This is a genomic window from Bacillus sp. SIMBA_026 (assembly GCF_046535335.1).
GTDB classification, from domain to species: Bacteria; Bacillota; Bacilli; order Bacillales; family Bacillaceae; genus Bacillus; species Bacillus velezensis.
This window is the reverse complement of record NZ_JAWRWX010000002.1, coordinates 229,454-252,077: the sequence shown is the minus strand read 5'-3', so window position 1 is coordinate 252,077 and position 22,624 is coordinate 229,454. Positions and strand designations below refer to the sequence as shown.

The following is a 22,624-nucleotide window of genomic DNA, read 5'->3' as shown; positions in this document are numbered from 1 at the left end:
AGCATGAAACAGGAAACGGTCAACGTCAAAAAAGGCGGCAGCTTTCTGATTGAAGAGACGGGATATGATCAAATATTCACTCCGGAGGACTTTACAGACGAACATAAAATGATCGGCAAAACGACAGAAGACTATGTCGTAAACGATGTGCTTCCTTATATCGATGAAATCGAAAACCATCAGTTCGAGCATTCGGTCAGACTGCTGAAAAAAGCCGGAGATCTCGGCCTCCTCGGAGCAGACGTGCCTGAAGAGTACGGCGGAATCGGCCTGGATAAAATCAGTTCAGCCTTCATTACGGAAAAGTTTTCACGTGCCGGCAGCTTTTCGCTGTCTTACGGCGCTCACGTCGGTATCGGCTCATTGCCGATCGTGTTCTTCGGAACGGAAGAACAGAAGAAAACCTATTTGCCGGACTTGGCTTCAGGACAAAGAATCGCGGCATACGCCTTAACTGAGCCCGGTTCAGGTTCAGATGCCCTCGGCGCGAAAACGACAGCTGTTTTGAATGAAGCGGGCACACACTATATTCTTAACGGAGAAAAGCAATGGATTACAAACTCCGCCTTTGCAGATGTCTTTGTCGTCTACGCTAAAGTGGATGGAGATAAATTTTCCGCATTTATCGTAGAAAAGAACTATCCGGGCGTGTCTACGGGCCCGGAAGAGAAAAAAATGGGGATTAAGGGTTCATCGACAAGAACGCTGATTTTAGATCAGGCGGAAGTCCCGAAAGAAAACCTTCTCGGCGAAATCGGAAAAGGCCATGTCATCGCCTTTAATATTCTGAATATCGGGCGCTACAAGCTTGCCGTCGGCACAATCGGCGCTTCAAAACGGGTGATTGAGCTGTCTGCCGCTTATGCGAACCAGCGCCGGCAATTTAAAACGCCGATCTCAAGCTTCACTCTCACTCAGGAAAAGCTTGCAACGATGTCAGCTCGGCTTTACGCGATGGAGAGCTCTGTATACAGAACAGTGGGCTTATTCGAAGATAATATGAGCAGACTGACGGAAGAGGAGCAAAAGGACGGACGCGAAGTCGCGAAGTCAATCGCCGAGTACGCGATTGAATGCTCGCTCAACAAAATGTGCGGTTCTGAAACGCTTGATTATATTGCCGACGAAGGCGTTCAAATTCACGGCGGTTACGGATTTATGCAGGAATATGAAGTGGAGCGCGCCTATCGCGACTCAAGAATCAACAGAATTTTTGAAGGCACAAATGAAATCAACCGCCTGATCGTAACGAGCACGTTCCTGAAAAAAGCCGTAAAAGGTCAGCTGCCGCTCTTTGAAAAAGCAAAAGCGCTCCAAGAAGAGCTCATGATGCTGATGCCTGAAGAGCCGGGCTCAGAACCTCTTGAACAGGAAAAATACATTGTCAGACAGGCGAAAAAGATCGCCCTCTTGACAGCGGGTCTCGCGGCGCAGAAATACGGCAAAGAGATCGAAGGCGAGCAGGAAATCATGGTGAACATTGCCGATATTGTCAGCGCGCTGTACGCTTTGGAATCTGCCGTCCTCAGAACGGAAAAAGCAATTGCGGCGGACGGTGCCGAAAAAGCCGCGCAGAAGCTGTTATATACGGAAATCTTTGCCCAGGAAGCCCTTCAGAACATTGAAGCGCACGCCAAAGAATCACTGATCGCCATGGAGGAAGGAGACTCCCTCCGCATGATGCTTTCCGTGCTGCGCAAACTGACGCGCCTGACACCGAAAAATCTGATTCAGAAAAAACGTGAAGCGGCAGCCGCTGTCTTCCGTGAAGAAAAATATATCGTCTGATCACATGCTGAAAGCGCTCCTTCATCAGGGGCGCTTTTTCACGAAGCAACGTTATAGGTTTTTACAAGTGATTGTGTTAAAATAACGACGATCATTTACAAGGGGTGAAGAAGATGTCGTTAAATTTTTACTGGTACCCTAAATGCGGAACGTGCCGTAATGCGAAAAAATGGCTGGAAGACCGCGGTAAGGAAATAAACGAAATACATATCGCGGAGGAAACTCCGTCGAAAGAAGAAATTAAAGACCTCTATGAGAAGAGCGGTCTTGAGCTCAAAAAGTTTTTCAACACGAGCGGAATGAAATACCGCGAGCTGAACTTAAAGGAAAAACTGTACCACATGTCAGAGGATGAACAGCTCGAACTCCTGGCATCAGACGGTATGCTCCTGAAACGCCCGATTACGACAGACGGCGAAAAAGTCACTGTCGGCTTTAAAGAAGACCAATTCGAAAAATATTGGATGTAATGCCAGGTTCAAAGAATTATGGTATCTTCTTATTATAAGAAAAAAATGGAGGGATTTAGATGAGCACACCGAAAGATATGCGTTATTCCAAAGAGCACGAATGGGTCAAAGTTGAGGACGGAAAAGCCCGCATCGGGATTACACATTTCGCGCAAGCCGAACTTGGCGACATCGTCTTTGTCGAGCTTCCGGAAGTCGGCGCCGAAATTAAAGCGGACGAGCCATTCGGCAGCGTGGAATCCGTCAAAACCGTTTCCGAACTGTACGCACCGATTAACGGAACGGTGACGGAAGTGAACGAAGACCTTGATGACAGTCCTGAATTCGTAAACGAGTCTCCGTATGAAAAAGCGTGGATGATCGTCGTGGAACCGGCTGATGCTGAAGAAATCGAAAACCTCATGACTTCCGAGCAATATGACGAAATGACACAGGAAGACTGATCGGATAGCAAACGGGCCATTTGGACATTCTATCTGTAACGGGAGGTGTCTAAAATGGCTTTTGATAAACAAAAGGTCGATGTGACGGAGAACGTTACGGGCCGCTTTCAAAACGGCCGGTTTTCCTTGTTTCATGAAAATGAAGCCATCGGCGAGATGACAGGCATGGACCAGTACGAGCTCAAACAGGGCTTTTCATTTGAAAATCAAAAATTTTATAAAACAGCCGATGTCATAAACGGCAGCGATCCGAAATATGTCGATTGCGATTATGAGAATGGCTGGTGTTAACAGTTGGCGGTGAATTTCACTGCCTTCTTTTTCAATCTGACGCTAAAACAATCGGCAGGTGACGCGCTTATGTACAACGGAGATGAAAAGGTCATTATCGTAGAAGGAAAATCTGATAAAATTAAAGTCAGGGAAGTGCTCATCGAACCTGCGGAAATCGTCTGTACAAACGGGACGATCGGCCAAACCGAACTGGAAGATCTGGCGGACCGCCTGTTTGACAGAGACGTCTATATTTTAACGGACGCAGATGACTCCGGAGAAAAATTAAGAAAACAGCTGAAACGGGAGCTTCCCGAAGCGCGCCATATTTATATAGACAGAACATACAGGCAAGTCGAGTCGTGCCCGGGCCATCATCTCGCATCTGTGCTGATCAGAGCCGGCTTTGATGCTGACACTGTATTTTTGAAAAAGAACGACCTGAGGTGGTAATCATGAAAGAACTCCAAGAAAATGAACTCGAATCGATTCAGGATGACGTTTATCTCCTGTATTTGTACACCCCGTTTTGCGGCACATGCCAGCTGGCGTCCAAAATGCTTACTGTCGTCGAAGAAATGCTGCCCGGCGCCGCCTTCTATAAAAACAACGTGAATTATTCCCCCGCATTCGCCAAAGCCTATCAGATTGAAAGCGTTCCGTGCTTTTTGCTGTTTAAAGGCGGAGAGCTTGTTGAGAAAGGATACGCCTTCCGCTCCGTTTCCTATTTATATGAGCTGATTAAACAAAAAACATCGCAAACGTTCCCGATGTGACAATATTTACAGGAAAATGTCGTGCGGTTTATAAAGGGTTCTGTCCGTTAAAAAGAGAAAGTGTATGTATGGCCATTAAAACGGGAGGTTATACGAGTGGAGAAAATAGAAGTTTCAGAGAATGACGGACAGCATCTGTTTTTGAAACCGCTATTAAACGCCTCAACGCTGCTGATTACATTCCAAGGAGAAACAGAAGCCTTAACGGTCTCAATTAACGGACAGGGAGAAATGAGAAAAACGTCGGTTTCAAAGGAAAAATCTAATTTGACCTTTTACGGAAACCAGACGGAAATCATCCATCTCCTGCATGGTGATGTCTCTTTGCAAAAGCTTATCCAAAGCGGAAAACTCAAAGTGAAAGGATCATTCAGAGCTCTGCTGAAGCTGGAGGCCATCCTCTGGCTGACAAACGGATTTTTTCAGGCGATCAGTAAACGGCCGTAACTGCCAATCTACTATGTGACAATAGCTTCCAATATTTATTTTATTGACTTTTTATCATTCGCCGTGCTATTCTACAGTAAGAATTTCCGGACGAAAATACGATATGTTTTCTCTTATCAAGAGAGGTGGAGGGAAGTGCCCTATGAAGCCCGGCAACCATCAACAATGTTGAAATGGTGCCAATTCACTCGAAGCGGTCTGCTTTGAAAGATGAGAGAAAGGCCTTTTTCAATAAGCCTTTCTGCTCATTTTTGCAGAAAGGCTTTTCTTTTGCGGAGAAACCCGGAAGATTTCTTAGAATAGTGTAAGGCGGGTGATTGCTTTGATCCATCTTCAAAATGTTTCAAAAATTTACAAAGCGAAGCATGGGGATGTCAATGCTGTCCAAGATGTCACTCTTGATATCAAAAAGGGCGAAATATTTGGAATTATAGGATATAGCGGAGCTGGTAAAAGTTCCTTAATCCGTCTCCTGAACGGTCTTGAAAAGCCGACGTCGGGAACCGTGGAAGTCGCGGGGACGGAATTAAATAAAGTAAGCAGCCGCGGACTGAGAAAAGCGCGCCAGGAAATCAGCATGATCTTCCAGCATTTTAACCTTCTGTGGTCGCGCACCGTCCGGGAGAACATTATGTTCCCGCTGGAAATCGCCGGCGTGAAAAAAAGCGAACGGGTCCGCCGCGCTGATGAATTGATTAAACTGGTCGGATTAGAGGGGAAAGAAAAATCTTATCCGTCGCAGCTGAGCGGCGGTCAAAAGCAGCGTGTCGGCATCGCCCGGGCGCTCGCCAATAATCCGAAAGTCCTTCTGTGCGATGAAGCGACATCAGCGCTTGATCCGCAGACGACCGATTCAATTTTGGATCTTTTATCCGATATAAATGACAGACTCGGTCTGACGATCGTGCTCATTACCCATGAAATGCACGTCATCCGAAAAATCTGCAACAGAGTCGCCGTCATGGAAAACGGGAAAGTCGTTGAAGAAGGCGAAGTACTCCAAGTTTTCAGAAACCCGCGCGAACCGATGACCAAGCGTTTCGTTCAGCAGGTGACAGAACCGGAGGAGACGAAAGAAACCATCCAGCATTTTCTGCAGGAAACAGCGACAGGAAAAACGATTCAGCTCTCATTTGTCGGGCAGGCCGCCGAGCAGCCCCTCATTACGGAAATGATCCGAAACTTTGATGTGGACGTCAATATTCTGCAGGGGAAAATTTCACAGACGAAGGACGGAGCCTACGGTTCTTTATTCATTCATATTGACGGTCAGGAAAAAGAAGTAGAAAACGTGATCCGATTCATCAAAGACAAACAGGTAGAAGCAGAGGTGATCACAAATGTTTGAAAAATGGTTCCCGAACGTTGATATAACCGAGCTGTGGACGGCCACATACGAGACCCTTTATATGACGGTCATCGCATTAGTTTTTTCATTTATCATCGGATCGATTCTCGGTCTTCTGCTCTTTTTAACGGGCAAGGGAAGCTTATGGGAAAATAAAATCATTAACACCGTGATTGCGGCGGTCGTTAATATTTTCAGGTCTATTCCGTTTCTTATTTTAATTATTCTGCTTCTCGGCTTTACTAAGATTTTGGTCGGATCGATTTTAGGGCCGAACGCCGCATTGCCGGCGCTGATTATCGGCTCCGCGCCGTTTTACGCCCGTCTTGCGGAAATTGCGCTCCGGGAAGTCGATAAAGGAGTCATCGAAGCTGCCAGATCAATGGGAGCAAAGACATCGACGATTATCTTCAAAGTGCTGATTCCTGAATCAATGCCTGCGTTAATTTCAGGCATCACCGTTACGGCCATCGCCCTGATCGGATCTACCGCCATTGCCGGCGCCATAGGATCAGGCGGACTCGGAAACCTTGCATACGTAGAAGGCTACCAGTCCAATAATACGGATGTAACATTTATAGCGACAGTATTTATACTCATCATCGTCTTTATCATTCAGATTATCGGTGATGTCATTACAAATATAATAGACAAGAGATAAGGGAGGATTTACATTGAAAAAGATTGTATTAAGTGCGCTGCTGCTTGTGTTCGCGGGAGTTTTGGCTGCCTGCGGATCAAACGGCTCGAATAAAAAGGAAATCGTCGTCGCCGCGACAAAAACACCGCATGCTGAAATCTTAAAAGAAGCGGAACCGCTCTTAAAGGAAAAAGGCTACACATTAAAAGTAAAAGTGCTGAACGATTACAAAATGTACAACAAAGCGTTAGCTGATAATGAAGTGGATGCGAACTACTTCCAGCACGTTCCTTACCTTGAACAGGAAATGAAAGAAAATAAAGATTACAAACTCGTGAATGCCGGAGCCGTTCACCTTGAGCCATTCGGAATTTACACGAAAAAATACAAATCACTGAAAGACCTGCCTAAAGGCGCGACCATCATCATGACTAACAATGTCGCTGAACAAGGCCGTATGCTGGCGATGCTTGAAAAAGCCGGACTGATCACACTTGATCCGAAGGTAAAAACGATTGAAGCCACTACGAAAAACATTACGAAAAACCCGAAAAACCTGACATTCAAAAAAATCGCCCCTGAATTAACGGCGAAAGCATATAATGAAGAAGAAGGCGATGCAGTCTTCATTAACGTCAACTATGCGATTCAAAACAAACTGAATCCGTTAAAAGATGCGATTCAAGTAGAATCAACGAAAAACAACCCTTACGCAAACATCATCGCCGTACGCAAAGGTGACGAAAAATCAGAGAAAATCAAAGCGCTTATGGAAGTGCTTCACTCTAAGAAAATCAAAGACTTTATTGAGAAAAAATACGACGGAGCCGTGCTTCCCGTATCTGAATAAAGCGAAAACCCCGGATGAGTCATCCGGGGTTTTTTTCGGGTATTAATCGGAGAACTGTCCATAATAAAAAGGAAGGTTAACGATTGGAGGGAATGGCAGTGGCTCAATACCAGGAAAACGGAAAAAGCGTGCATGACGCATTGAAACAATATAAAGAAGGTTTAGGTATATTCGAGCAAAAAATGCCGATGATGGGGCGGAAGTTTAATGAATTTACTGAACAGTGTTTCTCAGCGGATTCATTAACTGAAAAAGAGAAACAATTAATCGCTCTGGGCATCAGCATCAGCGCTCAAGATGAATTTTGCATGATTTATCATACGAAGGGCTGCCTTGACCAAGGGGCGACAGAAGAAAACATCCTTGAGGTCATCGGCGTCGCGGCGGCATTCGGGGGCGGCGCGGCTCTCAGTCAGGGAGTGACCCTCGTGCAGCAGTGCATTCAGGAATTCGGACATACGACGCATTAGAAAGAGCAATCGTGTGAATACCGTTTTTCAGATAAAGCGAGCGCCGGATTCCGGCACATTCGGAAGGATTCAGGGGCACACTCCCTTTGGCCGGAGCAGCGGATCATTGTTACAATAGAAACAAATAGATGAAGGGATTGATTCATTATCTGCACCAGCCACGAGAGACTGGACCTTGACTATACGCCTGAAATGGAAAAAGCGATGCAGAAGTCACACGGCATCGGCTACGAGGAATACGGACGGCGTCTTTCAAAAAGGATGGAAGTCGAACGGCAGAGGGAGCTTGAATATCAAAAAAGCAAGTTCCTCGCAGCGCAGCTTAATGAGAAAATCGGTCAGTAAAAAAGGGTGGATTTCCGCCCTTTTTCTGTTTCAAACAGCTTTAATTACGCCTTGATCTTTGATAAACTTTAGGAATGTTCCGGGTAATATAAAAAGTTGTATTTACTTTTCATTTGTTATAAAATTAGAATGAGAATAAATTGAGAATAATGATTATATATTTTGGAGGTATAGATATGGCTGCTTCAACATTAACGATCAAGGATCTTCACGTTGAAATCGAAGGAAAAGAGATCTTAAAAGGTGTAAACCTTGAAATAAAAGGCGGCGAATTCCACGCTGTCATGGGGCCGAACGGTACCGGTAAATCCACGCTCTCAGCAGCGATTATGGGACACCCGAAATACGAAGTTACAAAAGGCAGCATCACGCTGGACGGCAAAGATGTACTGGAAATGGAAGTGGACGAGCGCGCTCAGGCGGGTCTTTTCCTTGCGATGCAGTACCCAAGCGAAATCAGCGGTGTGACAAATGCCGATTTCCTTCGCTCTGCGATTAACGCACGCCGTGAAGAAGGCGATGAAATTTCTCTTATGAAATTCATCCGCAAAATGGACGAAAACATGGAGTTCCTTGAAATGGACCCTGAAATGGCGCAGCGTTACCTGAACGAAGGTTTCTCAGGCGGGGAGAAAAAACGCAACGAAATCCTTCAGCTTATGATGATCGAGCCGAAAATCGCCATTCTTGACGAGATCGATTCAGGTCTTGATATCGATGCGCTTAAAGTCGTTTCTAAAGGAATCAACAGAATGCGCAGCGAAAACTTCGGCTGCTTAATGATCACTCACTACCAGCGCCTTCTGAACTACATCACGCCTGATGTCGTTCACGTTATGATGCAGGGACGCGTAGTGAAATCCGGCGGCGCGGAGCTTGCACAGCGCCTTGAAGCGGAAGGTTATGACTGGATTAAACAAGAACTGGGCATTGAAGACGAAACTGTAGGCCAAGAAGCGTAAGCGTTAGGGGGATAATCATGACATTGGAAACGAAACTATCCGTAGATCAGGAATATGTCAAAGGCTTTTCCGAAAAGCATCAAGAACCTGCCTGGCTGAAAAACCTGCGCTTACAGGCTCTTGAAAAAGCTGAAGATCTGCCGCTGCCTAAGCCTGATAAAACAAAAATCACAAATTGGAACTTTACAAAGTTCAACAAGCATACAGTAGAAAATGCGCCGCTTGCTTCTTTAGAAGATTTAGCTGATGAAGCAAAAGCGCTGATCGATATCGAAAACGAAGACAAAACGTTATATGTGCAGCGTGACCAAACGCCCGCTTTCCTTTCTCTTTCTAAAGAACTGAAAGACAAAGGCGTCATTTTTACGGACATCTTAACGGCTGCCCGTGAGCACAGCGACCTCGTTGAGAAGTACTTCATGAAAGACGGCGTTAAGGTCGACGAACATAAACTGACTGCGCTTCATGCAGCATTAATGAACGGCGGGGCATTCCTTTACGTTCCTAAAAACGTTCAGGTGGAGACGCCTGTTCAGGCCGTTTACGTTCATGAAAGCAATGACACGGCATTGTTCAACCACGTGCTGATCGTCGCTGAAGACCACAGCTCCGTCACTTACGTTGAGAACTACATCAGCACGGTGAATCCGAAAGAAGCTGTATTCAACATTATCAGTGAAGTGGTCACAGGTGATAATGCCAGCGTGACGTACGGCGCCGTTGACAACCTGTCAGCAGGCGTCACAACATACGTCAACCGCCGCGGAGCCGCGCGCGGACGCGACAGCAGAATCGAGTGGGCGCTCGGACTGATGAACGACGGCGACACGATTTCTGAAAATACGACAAACCTCTACGGAGACGGCACATACGGCGATACGAAAACCGTAGTTGTCGGAAGAGGAGAACAGACGGAAAACTTTACGACGCAGATCATCCACTTCGGTAAGGCTTCTGAAGGCTATATCCTGAAGCACGGAGTCATGAAAGATGCCGCATCTTCCATTTTTAACGGAATCGGCAAAATCGAGCACGGCGCGTCGAAAGCAAACGCTGAACAGGAATCCCGCGTTCTGATGCTGAGTGAAAAAGCACGCGGAGATGCAAACCCGATTCTTTTAATTGATGAAGACGATGTAACTGCAGGACATGCGGCATCTGTCGGCCGTGTGGACCCGATCCAGCTTTACTACTTAATGAGCCGCGGAATTCCGAAAGAAGAAGCGGAGCGCTTAGTCATTTACGGATTCCTTGCTCCGGTGGTAAAAGAGCTTCCGATTGAAGGAGTTAAGAAACAGCTCGTCTCCGTCATCGAAAGGAAAGTAAAATAATGAATATCACCGATATTCGTGAACAGTTCCCGATCCTTCATCAGCAAGTGAACGGACATGACCTCGTGTACCTTGACAGCGCGGCGACTTCCCAGAAGCCGCGTGCTGTCATTGAAGCAGTGGATCAGTATTACAGCAAATACAATTCCAATGTCCACAGAGGCGTTCATACTCTTGGCACGAGAGCGACAGACGGCTATGAAGGTGCGCGTGAAAAAGTCCGTAAGTTTATCAATGCGAAGTCAATGGCTGAGGTCATTTTCACAAAAGGCACGACAACTTCACTGAATATGGTGGCGCTGAGCTATGCCCGCGCCAGCTTAAAACCCGGTGATGAAGTGGTCATCACCCAAATGGAGCATCATGCGAATATCATTCCGTGGCAGCAGGCAGTAAAAGCAACCGGCGCAACTTTAAAATATATCCCGATGCAGGAAGACGGCACGCTTTCGTTAGACGACGTCCGGCAGACTGTCACAAGCCATACGAAGATCGTGGCAGTCGCTCATGTGTCAAACGTGCTCGGCACGATCAACCCGATTAAAGAGATCGCCAAAATCGCTCATGACAATGGCGCGGTCATCGTGGTGGACGGGGCGCAAAGCACACCGCACATGAAAATCGACGTTCAGGACTTGGATTGCGACTTCTTCGCGCTTTCTTCCCATAAAATGTGCGGCCCGACAGGAATCGGCGTGCTGTACGGCAAGAAAGAACTGCTTGAAAATATGGAGCCGGCCGAATTTGGCGGCGAGATGATCGACTTTGTAGGGCTTTATGAATCAACTTGGAAAGAGCTTCCGTGGAAATTTGAAGCAGGCACGCCGATTATCGCAGGCGCGATCGGATTGGGAGCCGCGATTGATTTTCTTGAAGAGATCGGACTCGACGAGATTTCCCGGCATGAGCATAAGCTTGCGGTCTATGCGCTTGACCGTTTCGAGCAGCTAGACGGCGTGACGGTATACGGTCCGAAAGAGCGGGCGGGACTTGTGACATTTAATCTTGATGAGGTTCACCCTCATGATGTCGCGACTGTCCTCGATGCTGAGGGCATTGCGGTCAGAGCCGGCCATCACTGCGCCCAGCCGCTCATGAAATGGCTGGATGTATCTGCTACTGCGAGAGCGAGTTTTTATCTGTATAATACAGAGGAAGAGATCGATAAGCTCGCGGAAGCCCTCCAAAAGACAAAGGAGTACTTTACAAATGTCTTTTAATGCAAATTTAGATACATTATACAGACAAGTGATCATGGATCATTACAAAAATCCGCGCAACAAAGGGGTTTTGGATGACAGCATCGTCGTCGATATGAACAACCCGACTTGCGGCGACCGGATCAGACTGACAATGAAGCTTGACGGCGATACTGTTCAGGAAGCGAAGTTTGAAGGGGAAGGCTGTTCTATCTCCATGGCTTCAGCTTCCATGATGACGCAGGCGATTAAAGGAAAAGATATTGATACCGCCCTTTCCATGTCTAAGATTTTCTCAGACATGATGCAAGGGAAAGAGTATGACGACTCGATAGATCTCGGGGATATTGAAGCTCTTCAAGGCGTTTCGAAATTCCCGGCCCGGATAAAATGTGCCACCCTTTCATGGAAAGCACTTGAAAAAGGAGTCGCTGGCGAAAAAGGCGGCAATTAAAAGATTGGAGTGAAAATGGATGGCTAAAAAAATGCCTGAAATTGGTGAATACAAGTACGGTTTTCACGATAAGGACGTTTCCATTTTCCGTTCAGAGCGCGGATTGACAAAAGAAATCGTAGAAGAAATTTCACGCATGAAAGAAGAGCCTCAATGGATGCTTGATTTCCGCCTGAAATCTCTTGAGCATTTCTACAACATGCCGATGCCGCAGTGGGGCGGGGATTTAAACTCTTTAAACTTTGACGAAATTACGTATTACGTAAAGCCGTCTGAGCGTTCAGAGCGTTCTTGGGATGAAGTGCCTGAGGAAATTAAACAGACATTCGACAAACTGGGTATTCCTGAAGCTGAGCAAAAATACCTTGCCGGTGTTTCTGCACAGTACGAATCCGAAGTTGTTTACCACAATATGAAAGAAGATCTTGAAGAGCAAGGCATCGTCTTCAAAGACACAGACAGCGCGCTGAAAGAAAATGAAGACATTTTCCGCGAGCACTGGGCGAAAGTCATTCCGCCGACTGATAACAAGTTTGCGGCGCTTAACTCAGCTGTTTGGTCCGGCGGATCTTTCATCTACGTGCCTAAAGGCGTGAAGGTTGAAACACCGCTTCAAGCTTACTTCCGCATCAACTCCGAAAACATGGGTCAGTTCGAACGTACGCTGATCATCGTTGACGAAGAAGCAAGCGTTCATTACGTAGAGGGCTGTACGGCTCCTGTGTACACAACAAACTCGCTTCACAGCGCAGTTGTTGAAATCATTGTCAAAAAAGGCGGCTACTGCCGTTATACAACAATTCAAAACTGGGCGAACAACGTTTACAACTTAGTAACGAAACGTACGGTTTGTGAAGAAAACGCGACGATGGAATGGGTTGACGGAAACATCGGTTCTAAATTGACGATGAAATATCCGGCTGTCATTCTGAAAGGTGAAGGAGCGCGCGGCATGACGCTCTCTATCGCTCTTGCGGGCAAAGGGCAGCATCAGGACGCAGGTGCGAAAATGATTCACCTTGCACCGAATACGTCATCCACAATCGTATCAAAATCGATTTCCAAACAGGGCGGAAAAGTAACATACCGCGGTATCGTCCACTTCGGACGGAAAGCGGACGGCGCCCGTTCAAACATCGAGTGTGATACGCTCATTATGGATAACAAATCAACTTCTGATACAATTCCTTACAATGAAATCCTGAACGACAACATTTCATTGGAGCACGAAGCAAAAGTATCAAAAGTTTCTGAAGAACAGCTTTTCTACCTGATGAGCCGCGGGATTTCTGAAGAAGAAGCAACAGAAATGATCGTTATGGGCTTCATCGAGCCATTCACAAAAGAACTTCCGATGGAATACGCAGTTGAAATGAACCGTTTGATTAAGTTCGAAATGGAAGGCTCTATCGGTTAATAGTAAAACCCCGCCACATAGCGGGGTTTTTTTGTTTATTGAATAGTGAAATTACCGTATTCGCTTGACCGGACATGAATCGGCCCGTTTAAATTGTAGTTCTTCTCTTTGACAATATCGCGGAAAACGTCGACACGGGCAACCGATTCTCTCCATTCATCCTGAGTGTCCTCATCTGACGGATTCATCAGATCGTCATAGCGCACATCCAAGAATTTATTGAGCCATTTCTTCTCATCAATTCCATCTTTCGGTGACCCGCCCATTTTTTTGTTCGTGCGTTTAATCAGGGCATAAAAGGAGTCTGGATCATCGCCGTCGCCATGCTGAATCACCGTATCGTACATCACCGCTTTTGCCAAGGCCGTTTTCAGTCCGGCATTTTCTGAACGTTTCATCGCCGGCTGATAATACAAGCTGTCATTTACCTTATCTTGGGCAGCGCGGAAGGCTTTATCATTGCCAAGTGAGCGCCAAGCAGAAGCGAATCCTTTCAGATTGCTGATGTCATCGCTTTCGTCCTTCGCAAGACGACGCAATTCAGGCAAATACTTTTTCAATTTGTTATTCGGCACTGCTTTCGTGTATACTTCGACTACTTCCAGCGCATCTCCGGTAGCCGTCGTAAAGCCGGCCCGCCCGCAAGTGTAACCTCTTCCGTCATCCAACGCTTCAACATATCCGTATTGGATTTCCGTCTTTCCGTTTTCAAAGATGCTGGTCAGCTGTTCCGCCCGGCGCTTCTGATCTGTATTCAGCCCGGCCGCAAAAACCGTACCGCTCATCATCAGGGTAAAAAACATGGTGAAAATAAGTGACGAAACCGCCGTCTTCTTCCAAAAACCTGCTTTTTTCTTCAAGCTGATTTTCATTGCCATACCCCTTTCATATGTAAGTTACGCACTCAGTATACATGAGGGGGTTGTTTTTTTGTTGAAAACACACGAATTTGTCAATATTTTGAATCCTAAGCCCTATCCGACGCTTCATAAAAAGAACGCACCTTCATCAGACAGACAATCCCGTTCTCGCGTCATTCTCATCTGTAACATAGTCAACGCGATGAAACCCGCATTGTACAGCCTGCTGATAAAGGGCTTCGAGCATATCCGGATCTTTGCAATATAACGTTACATACGAGCAATCTGCAATGAGAAGCACAAGCTCACAGGAACTCTCCAAATATTCCTCATATGTATTGATTTCCGTTACCATCCCGCTCGGGAAAGCTTTCAATTCAGCAAAAATCATATAATAAGGGTTTCCTTCCAGACGCTGACGGAGTTCTTGACCCTGAATGATGCGCTGATTTTGCGGAAACAGGTCTGTATCGATGCCTTCTTTGAATTCAGTATACGCCTCTCCATAACCGATAAACCACGTATAGGAAGAGATGGGGAACGGTTGTAATATATCTGCCGCAAACCGTCCGAATTCATTTGGGATGTCAAAAGTAATGCCGCGTTTCATAATAAAATGAGGAAATCGAATAATTAATAACTGACTATTTTGAAATTAAATCCATAGGAACTTTATTTTATTACTGTAAAATTGCTATAATAATAGCTAATATATTTCTAAATTGGAGGACTATTGTTATGAAGGGGAAAAAGATTATTATTTGTTTATTGGTCATCTGTATTATTTTCATAATCAGTTTGTTTTTTATTAAGAATAATGAAACTCCTGATTCAGCGAAAAAATTTAATACTGAACATGAAGCTTTACAGTATGCTAAACAAGAATCACCTTATATCACTGATTTTATATATGAAACAAAGGAAATTGACAATGAAAAAGTTGTGATATACAAATTTGAAGAAAATAAACAAATGGGTATAGGAACAGGAACATTGGCATGGAAAGATAAAAAAGTTATATGGGTAAAGAATGGAAATGGTGTAGCGCTTAAAAATCAGAATAATAAGACGGATATTTCATTTGATGTAAAGTCGTATTCAGGTAAAAAATATAAGTTATATGCTGGATTTAACAAAACGAAAAATCTGAAAATTGAAACTCAGACAGATAACAATTTAACCCCTCATGTGGATAAGAAATCCGGAATATATTATTTGTTAATTCCTAGTATAAATTAATCACACTCGGTTTACAAAAATATGCTCCTCTGGTAATATTTTAATGTGCCATAAAAATAAGGAGGGTGTATATGAAAAAGAAAGTTACGCTTTTGATTGCAGTTTTCGTGGTATTTTTGATGATTTTTGGAAATCCCTCGAAAGGATTCGCTGTCGAGCAATATACTATTAATCTATCTGATTCAAATGTAGAAAAATTTTATGATGAGGAACAAGGTGCAGTAATCGCACCATTCAAAGCGTCAGAACATGGGCTTGTACCTGTTTCAAAAGATGAATATGAAAAAACGACTGAAATAAAAGAAAACGAAGATTTAGAGAATGAGTTTTTTGTTTCTGAGGAAAGCAATGACGAATTAGAATTTAAGCCCTATGCTGACGTTGATCTTAGATATTGGAGATATAAAGAAAAATCAGCCACTAAATATTATGGAGACCCTATAAAAGTTTCAGCAACAATTAAGTGTACTACATCATCGTGCAGAGTCGATAAACAGACGCAAGCTACTGTATCTAAGTCTTACAGTGTTAATGCTTCATCAGAAATTCAAGCTATAAACTATGGAGCTAGTTTTAATTTTACGTCAGCAAAATCTTATTCTACTACATATTCCTTTACGCTCAAAAAAGGCCAATCTGGATATATAGCCTTTAAACCATACAAAAGAAAGTCTACAGGTACCCTAACGCAGTATTCTACAATGCATGGTAAAATCAGCAGTAAATCAGCCTATGGAAGATCAGCGATTAAGATGAAAACTGGAGAAGCTGATGGATACTATACTTTTGTTTTTACTAAAAAATAGTATGATAGATCAGTTTATATAGTGGAAGGATAATAGTGATAATGCCTTTATCCTCCAATCTTTTTTTAAAAAAAAAGGACGGGGTTGATACTTAGCCGCGTTCTTTGATGTTCTCTTTTGTTCTTGATCTGTATATACGTTGACTATGACTTTTGAATTGATACTGAGCGAAGAGATTGGTCAGCCTTCCACTTTTTCATATGGGGACAAAAGGTCGAAGCAAAGTGCTCCATTTGTTAAAATAAATAAGACAAAACAGATAGAAAAGGTGTTATACATGAAGTCTTATTTGATTATCGGGGCCGGCATTCTCGGTGCGTCCGCGGCTTATCATCTCGCAAAGGCCGGGGCGGATGTAACGGTCATTGACCGGAAGCACCCGGGGCAGGCGACTGACGCCGCGGCGGGGATCGTCTGCCCGTGGCTGTCACAGCGCCGCAATCAGGCATGGTATGCGATCGCAAAAGGCGGAGCCCGCTATTATAACCAATTGATACAGCAGCTTGAAGCTGACGGAGAAACAGAAACCGGTTATCAAAAGGTCGGTGCCGTCAGCCTCCATATGGATGAAAAAAAGCTCAGCCAAATGGAGGAAAGAGCTTATAAAAGAAGAGAGGACGCCCCTGAAATCGGTGCCATTACAAGACTGACTCCGGAAGAAACGAAGGCGCTGTTCCCCGCGCTGTCGGAGGAATACGGAGCGGTTCATGTCAGCGGCGCGGCCCGGGTGAACGGGAGAGCGCTTCGTAAGGCGCTGTTAAATGCGGCCGTTAAGCACGGAGCGGCTGTTTACAATGAAGAAGCGTCAATATTGACAGAGGACGGTGCCGTCATCGGTGTGAAAACCGCAGAACGCACGCTTACTGCCGACCAGGTTCTCGTAACGGCCGGCGCTTGGGCGAGAGAGCTGCTTGAGCCGCTCGGCATCCGTTTTTCAGTATCATACCAAAAGGCGCAGATCGTTCATTTAGAGCTTCAGGGAGAGGAGACGGGCGGCTGGCCCGTCGTCATGCCCCCAAACGATCAATACATTCTCGCCTTTGACAGCGGCAGAATCATAGCGGGCGCGACTCATGAAAACGATACCGGCATGGATTTGCGGGTGACGGCCGGCGGTCTCCGCGAGATTTTTGACAAAGCATTAACCGTGGCGCCGGGGCTTTCAGACAGTACTATGATAGAGTCAAGAGTCGGGTTCAGGCCGTTTACTCCCGGTTTTCTTCCCGTCATCGGCAAAGTGCCGAATATCAGCGGACTCCTCGTTGCCAACGGGCTGGGCGCCTCAGGGCTGACGAGCGGGCCGTATCTGGGGGCTGAACTGGCGAAACTCGCGCTCGGGCAGCAGACGGAAATTGATTTGAGCCTTTATGATCCGGCCGGGGCGCTTGAATAAAAAATAGCTTTTGGCGCATTCTTATGATAGGATGGAGCTTTAATGAATAAGAGGACGTGACCCATTTGATAAAAATAAACCTTCCTGCTCCTGATGTAACCATTACGGAACGGCAGCAGTCACCGTCGGAGAATGAACCGGCGATTAAAGCGATTTACGGTTTCATTGATTTTCACCAAATTCCGAGAGACAAAGGCGGCATCTTTATGTTTTATAACATTCATGATGAGCTGCTGTTTGTCGGGAAAGCCCGTAAATTAAGACAAAGAATCAAAAAGCATTTTGAAGACAATGTGTCGCCTGTTAAACATCACAGGGACGAAGTGTATAAAATTGAAGTATGTGTCGTAAATGATCCGATGGAAAGGGAGATTTACGAAACGTACGCGATCAATACCCTTCAGTCGAAATACAATATTGAGAAAGTATTTTATAAATAAGAAAAACCGGAGCTTAAGGGCTCCGGTTTTCTTTATGTCTACAGTGCCAGCCACATCACGGCAATATGCACGATCAGCAGACAGTAAACGACGAGGAATAGCTGGACGACCTTTTTTCTGAATAACATGCAGATCATCATGAGCACGGGAAAAATCAGGACGCCGGCCGTTTTATTGATTGATGTATTCGGACGGTTCGACACGTCATAGTGAATGGCCATATCAGCAGGAAGAAACGGATAAAACACAATCGAAAGAATAAAGGCGAGAACCACAGCTCCCCACAGCACTTTATCATTCATCAAAAACATATGAACACTCCCCTTTTTTACATATAATAGTATATTAGTCTGAAAAATCTAATTCATCAATATTTTACTTGTTGAATGGTGTATAATCATGTCAATGAAATTTCCATACGCTAGGAGGGTTTCAATTGACTGACAAGAAGCAAACCAGCATGTTTTCATTCTTTCTTTTTATCATGGCCGCCTGGATCATCGTTTTGTTTTTTACCATCATCGCGGCATTGCCAAGCTCCGCCATCCAATTAACCAAGCATCAATCCAAAACCGTTTCCATGATTTATCCGCAAAGCTGGGGATTTTTCAGTAAAGATCCGAGAGAAGACAGCTTGAACATCTATCTTCTTGATGCCGATGAGGAGCTCAGATGGCCGAATAATTCTCTGAAAAATGTCATCGGCTTAAACCGCTACGGCCGGACGCAAGGGATAGAGCTCGGCCTTATGCTGGAAAAGCTGCCTTCCAAAGAGAAGTGGAACGACTTCACGACTGGCCAAGACATTAAGGATACCACATTTTTGAAAATGAAAAATGAGTCTCCCTCCCCAAGGCTGAAAGGGAAAATGATCATTACATATGAACGCATTACCCCATGGGCATGGAGCCAGCATACCGAAACGAAAAGAACCATCAAAAAATACATCGGAGTGGATGTCAATTGATTCAGGATGCAAAAAAGCAGCTCACCTTATGGATGATGAAGAATCCGCCCTGGACAAATGTGTACGGGCTTGCCAGAAGCTTAATCGCGCTCGGCACGCTGCTGACATTGCTGTTCAATCCGGCGTCTGTCTTCTTCAAAACGCAAAATCAAATGCTCAGCTTTTCCGACACGTTCAGCCTGTTTCTGCTGTTTCCCGATTTCCGTTACATTGAGATCGTCAAAGCCGTTTGTATCTGTATGTTAATCCTTGTTGTCATTGGCTGGCGGCCCCGCCTCACCGGTTTTTTTCACTGGTGGATTTCGTACAGCTTCCAAAACTCCGCCGTTACTCTTGACGGGGGAGATCAAGTGGCTGCCGTTTTTACGCTGCTGCTGCTCCCGCTGACATTAACCGATCCGCGGAAATGGCACTGGTCTCCGTACGAGGCGTCTTTTGAGAAAAGACCGCTTGAGCCTTATTACCGCTCCTTATGCTGGGCGACACTGACAATCATCAGAATACAGGTCGCGATGCTGTACTTTAACTCTGTCATTGCCAAACTGATGGAAGAAGAGTGGCAGAACGGAACCGCCGTTTATTACTATTTGAACGATCCGATGCTGGGTCTGCCGGATGCGCTTCACGGTCTGTTTGACTTTATCCTGCAGTCCAAGCTTGTCATCATCCCGACGTGGGGCACGCTCATTGTGCAAACCATTATGTTCTGCGCTTTGTTCGCTCCGAAAACATATTGGCGTTTGATATTGTTTATCTCCATTTTTATGCACGAAATCTTTGCCGTTATGCTGGGGCTTACCTCGTTTTCCATTACGGTGGCTGGTATTTTGGTCCTGTTTTTGGTGCCGGCAGAGAAAACAGTAGCTTTGAACCATTACAATCCCCTTTTTATCAGATACAATTTTCTCAATAAAAGGAAAAGGAGGAAATTATATGGTTAAAAGCAAGAAGTCCGCAGCTGCCATGATGCTGGTGTTTGTTTTAATGGTCGCATTAGTCGGCCCGCATGCCGCGGCGAAAACTGAGCCGTCGGTCTCTTATTCGGGTGAAGACATTTTTTCCGGCATCTTTTTCGGACAAGGTGAGGTCGCAAAGCTCCTTCCTGAAGTATGGGATACCAAGGCTGTCAAAAAGATTGATCAGGATGAATTAAAGCAAGTGTCCGATCAGGTGATTGCTGATATTAAAAAGTCATCGCCGGATTATTTTAAAGAGTTAAAAGCGGCGGTCTACAGCGGCGATTATGAAAAAGTGAACAGCGTCATTGATCAAGGTTCGCAGATTATGGCGAAAGTGCTGAAAGAAGAGTTTGACAAAAAGAGCATGGACAAAGGAAAATCAACGGCCATCGGCCAATGCGCAACGGCTGTATGGGTATTTTTAAACGCGGCGGCCGCCATTGAGACGATCGCTCTTGCGGTAGCGGCCATCATTTTGACAGTAGCAAGCGTTGACGAAGATTCCGACTTAGGAAAAGAGCAGCTCATCGCTAATGTCGTTGACCGCATTAACGCGCAGCACTGAGGCTGAAGAAAGAAAACGCTAAGGAGACGAACCTTAGCGTTTTTTTGATTGAAGCATCTGTTTTAAATATGCTTCTGAATCAAAGCCGAGTTCCTCGTCGGCTTCTTTTTTCAGTTCAAGCTGAAGTCGCACGTACGTGTCATATTTCGGGCTGAGCTTTTGAAGAAGATTGCTGAAAGGCGATCCCGCCTTCAGCGCGGGAAGATCAGAAGCTGATTCTCCGACCTTGATCAGGCTTTCTCGGTATTCTTCATCTGTCTGCACTCTTTTCACAAGCTGAATGATGATGTTTTTATGAGTATCCCAAGTGGCGGGGTCTCTCTCCAAAATCCGCTCGATAAATTGATCATGCTGGACTTTATGCTGCTGGAGCTGAGCCGGATCTTCCTTGCCGACCAGCTGCATCATCGGGTGTGCAGCCGGAACTTCTTCCATATCATCCAATACTTTGATAAGCTCCGCCCATATCGTTTTTTTCTCATCTGTATCAATAGAAAAGTCGAGGAACGGTTCAAACAGCGCGGCGATAAATTCTCCGAAATCTCCGGGGAACAGTTTTTTCAGCTGAAGTCCCATATATTTCGGTTCATCTATTTTGACCTCGCCGATATCATGCAGAATTGAATCGACATTTTCCGCATCTTCCACGCGCTTGATCAGCATTTCAGTCAGTTTCCGTTCCTGTTCAAGCTCTTCAATCTGCCGGCTGAGCTTTTGATGCTGCTGGCGCAGTATATCATGCAGACTGCTGCCCTCTAAGAGGAACGCTTTAATATCGCTTACAGACAGTGCCAGCATTCGGAGGGCGGCAATCATTTTCAGCGTATTCACGTTCTGAGCGGAATACTCACGGTATCCGTTATCAGGGTTTTTGCTGACGGTGATTAAACCTTCCTGCTCATAATATTTGATGGCTTTTTTCGTGAGACCCGTCTGCCCGGCGGCTTCTTTTATATTCATTCTGAATCACTCCCTGCTTTTCATTCTAAACGTGTCTCTAAGGGTCAGGTCAAGAGAGGGCGGGAAATAAGAAGGTTTTATTTTATATTTTAGAAATTTCAGAAAATATGATTGACAACGCACCTTTGTTGCGATTAATATAACGTTATATAATGTTATATAACATTATATAATAAAATACTGAGGAGTGAAGGATTTGAGTCAAACTGCCGCACAAGTGAATCACAAGGTTCAGGCTTTCTTGGATGATCTGAAAGGAAAAACGATTGATCACGTCTTTTTCGTCGCCTGCGGGGGTTCTTCAGCCATTATGTATCCGAGCAAGTACGTGTTTGACAGAGAGGCGAAAGCCATCAGCTCTGATCTCTACAGTTCAAATGAATTTATTCAGCGCAATCCGATTCAGCTCGGAGAGAACTCACTCGTGATTTTATGTTCTCAGTCAGGCAATACGCCGGAAACGGTGAAAGCCGCTGGTTTCGCCAGAAAAAAAGGCGCGCTTACGATTGCGATGACCTTTGAGCCTGATTCGCCGTTAGCGAAAGAAGCCGAATATGTCGCGGTGTATGACTGGGGTGAGAACGCACAGGCGATAAATACGAATTACGGAGTTCTGTATCAAATCGTGTTCGGCGCTTTACACGTGCTGGAAAACCATCCCGTGTTTGAGCAGGCCATCGACGGACTCAATAAGCTCCAGACCGTATATGACAAAGCGCTTAAACAAGAAGCGGATCACGCAAAGGCATTCGCGAAAACCCACGAAAAAGAAGATATCATTTACACGATGGCAAGCGGTGCGAACTACGGCGTCGCTTACTCCTACAGCATCTGCATTCTCATGGAAATGCAATGGATTCATTCCCACGCCATTCATGCCGGAGAATATTTTCACGGACCGTTCGAAATCATTGATGAATCCGTTCCATTTATTATCCTGCTCGGCTTAGACGAAACAAGACCCCTTGAAGAGCGGGCGCTTTCCTTCTCAAAAAGATACGGCAAAAAACTGACTGTGCTTGATGCGGCAGCATATGATTTTTCCGGAATTGACGATTCTGTAAAAGGCTACCTGGCTCCTCTCGTATTAAACCGGGTGCTCAGAAGCTATGCGGATGCGCTGGCGGAAGCAAGGAACCATCCGTTAAGCAAGCGGCGTTACATGTGGAAAGTCGAATATTAAGAACGCGCATTATATTTCACCGGACTATAATGATATATA

The 22,624-nt window shown here is 45.3% G+C and carries 28 protein-coding genes, 1 pseudogene and 1 riboswitch; of the genes and pseudogenes, 25 read left to right on the top strand and 4 right to left on the bottom strand.

The genetic code is table 11. The annotated features are described in order from the left end of the window. The first annotated feature begins 3 nt into the window (after positions 1-3). From SB847_RS12020 to sufB, 17 genes are all read left to right on the top strand, one after another. On the top strand, positions 4-1,788 hold the full coding sequence (locus SB847_RS12020) for an acyl-CoA dehydrogenase family protein (RefSeq protein ID WP_082998492.1): 1,785 nt from the start codon (positions 4-6) through the stop codon (positions 1,786-1,788). A gap of 113 nt (positions 1,789-1,901) precedes the next feature. Next, the gene (locus tag SB847_RS12015; protein WP_003151843.1) at positions 1,902-2,258 is read left to right on the top strand and encodes an arsenate reductase family protein; all 357 of its coding nucleotides are present in this window, start codon (positions 1,902-1,904) and stop codon (positions 2,256-2,258) included. A 59-nt stretch (positions 2,259-2,317) separates the two neighbouring features. After that, positions 2,318-2,701: a glycine cleavage system protein GcvH gene (gene gcvH, locus SB847_RS12010; RefSeq protein ID WP_003151844.1), complete on the top strand. Its 384-nt coding sequence runs from the start codon at positions 2,318-2,320 to the stop codon at positions 2,699-2,701. Positions 2,702-2,755: 54 nt separating this feature from the next. Then, positions 2,756-2,992 (top strand): YusG family protein, encoded by a 237-nt coding sequence (locus SB847_RS12005; RefSeq protein WP_003151845.1) that lies wholly within the window; start codon positions 2,756-2,758, stop codon positions 2,990-2,992. A 69-nt stretch (positions 2,993-3,061) separates the two neighbouring features. Beyond that, positions 3,062-3,427 carry a toprim domain-containing protein gene (locus tag SB847_RS12000; protein WP_007410083.1) on the top strand — a complete coding sequence of 122 codons (366 nt, stop codon included), beginning with the start codon at positions 3,062-3,064 and terminating at the stop codon, positions 3,425-3,427. 2 nt (positions 3,428-3,429) lie between these two features. Further along, entirely contained in the window at positions 3,430-3,750 is a 321-nt protein-coding gene (locus SB847_RS11995; protein ID WP_003151847.1) for a thioredoxin family protein, read from the top strand. A gap of 96 nt (positions 3,751-3,846) precedes the next feature. Next, positions 3,847-4,197 (top strand): SCP2 sterol-binding domain-containing protein, encoded by a 351-nt coding sequence (locus SB847_RS11990; RefSeq protein WP_007410085.1) that lies wholly within the window; start codon positions 3,847-3,849, stop codon positions 4,195-4,197. A 110-nt stretch (positions 4,198-4,307) separates the two neighbouring features. Next, positions 4,308-4,414, top strand: a riboswitch (SAM riboswitch). Positions 4,415-4,519: 105 nt separating this feature from the next. Beyond that, entirely contained in the window at positions 4,520-5,545 is a 1,026-nt protein-coding gene (gene metN / locus SB847_RS11985) for a methionine ABC transporter ATP-binding protein MetN (RefSeq protein WP_003151850.1), read from the top strand. Then, positions 5,538-6,206: a methionine ABC transporter permease gene (locus SB847_RS11980; RefSeq protein WP_410563406.1), complete on the top strand. Its 669-nt coding sequence runs from the start codon at positions 5,538-5,540 to the stop codon at positions 6,204-6,206. The genes metN and SB847_RS11980 overlap by 8 nt, the downstream gene beginning before the upstream one ends. Before the next feature lie 13 nt (positions 6,207-6,219). Further along, positions 6,220-7,035 (top strand): methionine ABC transporter substrate-binding lipoprotein MetQ, encoded by an 816-nt coding sequence (metQ, locus tag SB847_RS11975; protein WP_012118382.1) that lies wholly within the window; start codon positions 6,220-6,222, stop codon positions 7,033-7,035. 92 nt (positions 7,036-7,127) lie between these two features. Continuing rightward, positions 7,128-7,505: a carboxymuconolactone decarboxylase family protein gene (locus SB847_RS11970; protein ID WP_007613607.1), complete on the top strand. Its 378-nt coding sequence runs from the start codon at positions 7,128-7,130 to the stop codon at positions 7,503-7,505. 192 nt (positions 7,506-7,697) lie between these two features. After that, positions 7,698-7,850: a YuzK family famiily protein gene (locus tag SB847_RS11965; RefSeq protein WP_003151857.1), complete on the top strand. Its 153-nt coding sequence runs from the start codon at positions 7,698-7,700 to the stop codon at positions 7,848-7,850. A gap of 176 nt (positions 7,851-8,026) precedes the next feature. Further along, positions 8,027-8,812 (top strand): Fe-S cluster assembly ATPase SufC, encoded by a 786-nt coding sequence (gene sufC / locus SB847_RS11960; RefSeq protein WP_003327022.1) that lies wholly within the window; start codon positions 8,027-8,029, stop codon positions 8,810-8,812. Positions 8,813-8,829: 17 nt separating this feature from the next. Next, a complete protein-coding gene (sufD, locus tag SB847_RS11955) occupies positions 8,830-10,143 on the top strand; it encodes a Fe-S cluster assembly protein SufD (protein ID WP_007613603.1) in 1,314 nt (437 codons plus the stop codon). Then, complete coding sequence (gene sufS / locus SB847_RS11950; RefSeq protein ID WP_410563402.1) at positions 10,143-11,363, top strand: cysteine desulfurase SufS; 1,221 nt, start codon at positions 10,143-10,145, stop codon at positions 11,361-11,363. The genes sufD and sufS overlap by 1 nt, the downstream gene beginning before the upstream one ends. Beyond that, positions 11,353-11,796 (top strand): Fe-S cluster assembly sulfur transfer protein SufU, encoded by a 444-nt coding sequence (gene sufU / locus SB847_RS11945; protein ID WP_003151877.1) that lies wholly within the window; start codon positions 11,353-11,355, stop codon positions 11,794-11,796. The genes sufS and sufU overlap by 11 nt, the downstream gene beginning before the upstream one ends. 19 nt (positions 11,797-11,815) lie before the next feature. Beyond that, positions 11,816-13,213, top strand: coding sequence for a Fe-S cluster assembly protein SufB (gene sufB / locus SB847_RS11940; RefSeq protein ID WP_007410090.1), 1,398 nt, complete (start codon positions 11,816-11,818; stop codon positions 13,211-13,213). Between the two features lie 35 nt (positions 13,214-13,248). Here sufB and csn read toward each other — a convergent pair whose 3' ends face one another. Both csn and SB847_RS11930 read right to left on the bottom strand, forming a co-directional pair. After that, positions 13,249-14,085, bottom strand: coding sequence for a chitosanase (gene csn, locus SB847_RS11935; RefSeq protein ID WP_032876648.1), 837 nt, complete (start codon positions 14,083-14,085; stop codon positions 13,249-13,251). Positions 14,086-14,221: 136 nt separating this feature from the next. Further along, the gene (locus tag SB847_RS11930) at positions 14,222-14,683 is read right to left on the bottom strand and encodes a DUF2691 family protein (RefSeq protein WP_410563398.1); all 462 of its coding nucleotides are present in this window, start codon (positions 14,681-14,683) and stop codon (positions 14,222-14,224) included. A 128-nt stretch (positions 14,684-14,811) separates the two neighbouring features. On the opposite strand from SB847_RS11930, the gene SB847_RS11925 reads away from it, so the two are divergent. The 4 genes from SB847_RS11925 (at position 14,812) to SB847_RS11910 (ending at position 17,951) form a co-directional block, all read left to right on the top strand. Beyond that, positions 14,812-15,312, top strand: coding sequence for a hypothetical protein (locus SB847_RS11925; RefSeq protein ID WP_032876657.1), 501 nt, complete (start codon positions 14,812-14,814; stop codon positions 15,310-15,312). A gap of 71 nt (positions 15,313-15,383) precedes the next feature. Beyond that, a complete protein-coding gene (locus SB847_RS11920; RefSeq protein WP_032876661.1) occupies positions 15,384-16,118 on the top strand; it encodes a DUF6060 domain-containing protein in 735 nt (244 codons plus the stop codon). A 277-nt stretch (positions 16,119-16,395) separates the two neighbouring features. Then, on the top strand, positions 16,396-17,511 hold the full coding sequence (locus tag SB847_RS11915) for an NAD(P)/FAD-dependent oxidoreductase (RefSeq protein ID WP_410563395.1): 1,116 nt from the start codon (positions 16,396-16,398) through the stop codon (positions 17,509-17,511). A gap of 65 nt (positions 17,512-17,576) precedes the next feature. Then, positions 17,577-17,951, top strand: coding sequence for a nucleotide excision repair endonuclease (locus SB847_RS11910; protein WP_007410094.1), 375 nt, complete (start codon positions 17,577-17,579; stop codon positions 17,949-17,951). A gap of 38 nt (positions 17,952-17,989) precedes the next feature. Here SB847_RS11910 and SB847_RS11905 read toward each other — a convergent pair whose 3' ends face one another. Beyond that, entirely contained in the window at positions 17,990-18,262 is a 273-nt protein-coding gene (locus SB847_RS11905; protein WP_007410095.1) for a DUF1648 domain-containing protein, read from the bottom strand. Positions 18,263-18,387: 125 nt separating this feature from the next. Between SB847_RS11905 and SB847_RS11900 the strand changes: the two genes are divergently transcribed. The 3 genes and pseudogenes from SB847_RS11900 to SB847_RS11890 all read left to right on the top strand — a co-directional run bounded on the left by SB847_RS11900 (position 18,388) and on the right by SB847_RS11890 (position 20,442). Next, positions 18,388-18,918 (top strand): SdpA family antimicrobial peptide system protein, encoded by a 531-nt coding sequence (locus SB847_RS11900; RefSeq protein WP_025285231.1) that lies wholly within the window; start codon positions 18,388-18,390, stop codon positions 18,916-18,918. 32 nt (positions 18,919-18,950) lie between these two features. Next, positions 18,951-19,767, top strand: a pseudogene (locus SB847_RS11895) (sporulation-delaying protein SdpB family protein); the annotation flags it as partial. Between the two features lie 84 nt (positions 19,768-19,851). Next, positions 19,852-20,442: a sporulation delaying protein family toxin gene (locus SB847_RS11890; RefSeq protein ID WP_007410098.1), complete on the top strand. Its 591-nt coding sequence runs from the start codon at positions 19,852-19,854 to the stop codon at positions 20,440-20,442. Positions 20,443-20,475: 33 nt separating this feature from the next. Here SB847_RS11890 and SB847_RS11885 read toward each other — a convergent pair whose 3' ends face one another. Next, complete coding sequence (locus SB847_RS11885; RefSeq protein WP_044801780.1) at positions 20,476-21,402, bottom strand: MerR family transcriptional regulator; 927 nt, start codon at positions 21,400-21,402, stop codon at positions 20,476-20,478. Between the two features lie 196 nt (positions 21,403-21,598). Here SB847_RS11885 and SB847_RS11880 point away from each other — a divergent pair, with 196 nt between their 5' ends. After that, positions 21,599-22,585: an SIS domain-containing protein gene (locus SB847_RS11880; RefSeq protein ID WP_410563388.1), complete on the top strand. Its 987-nt coding sequence runs from the start codon at positions 21,599-21,601 to the stop codon at positions 22,583-22,585. The last annotated feature ends 39 nt before the right edge of the window (positions 22,586-22,624 follow it).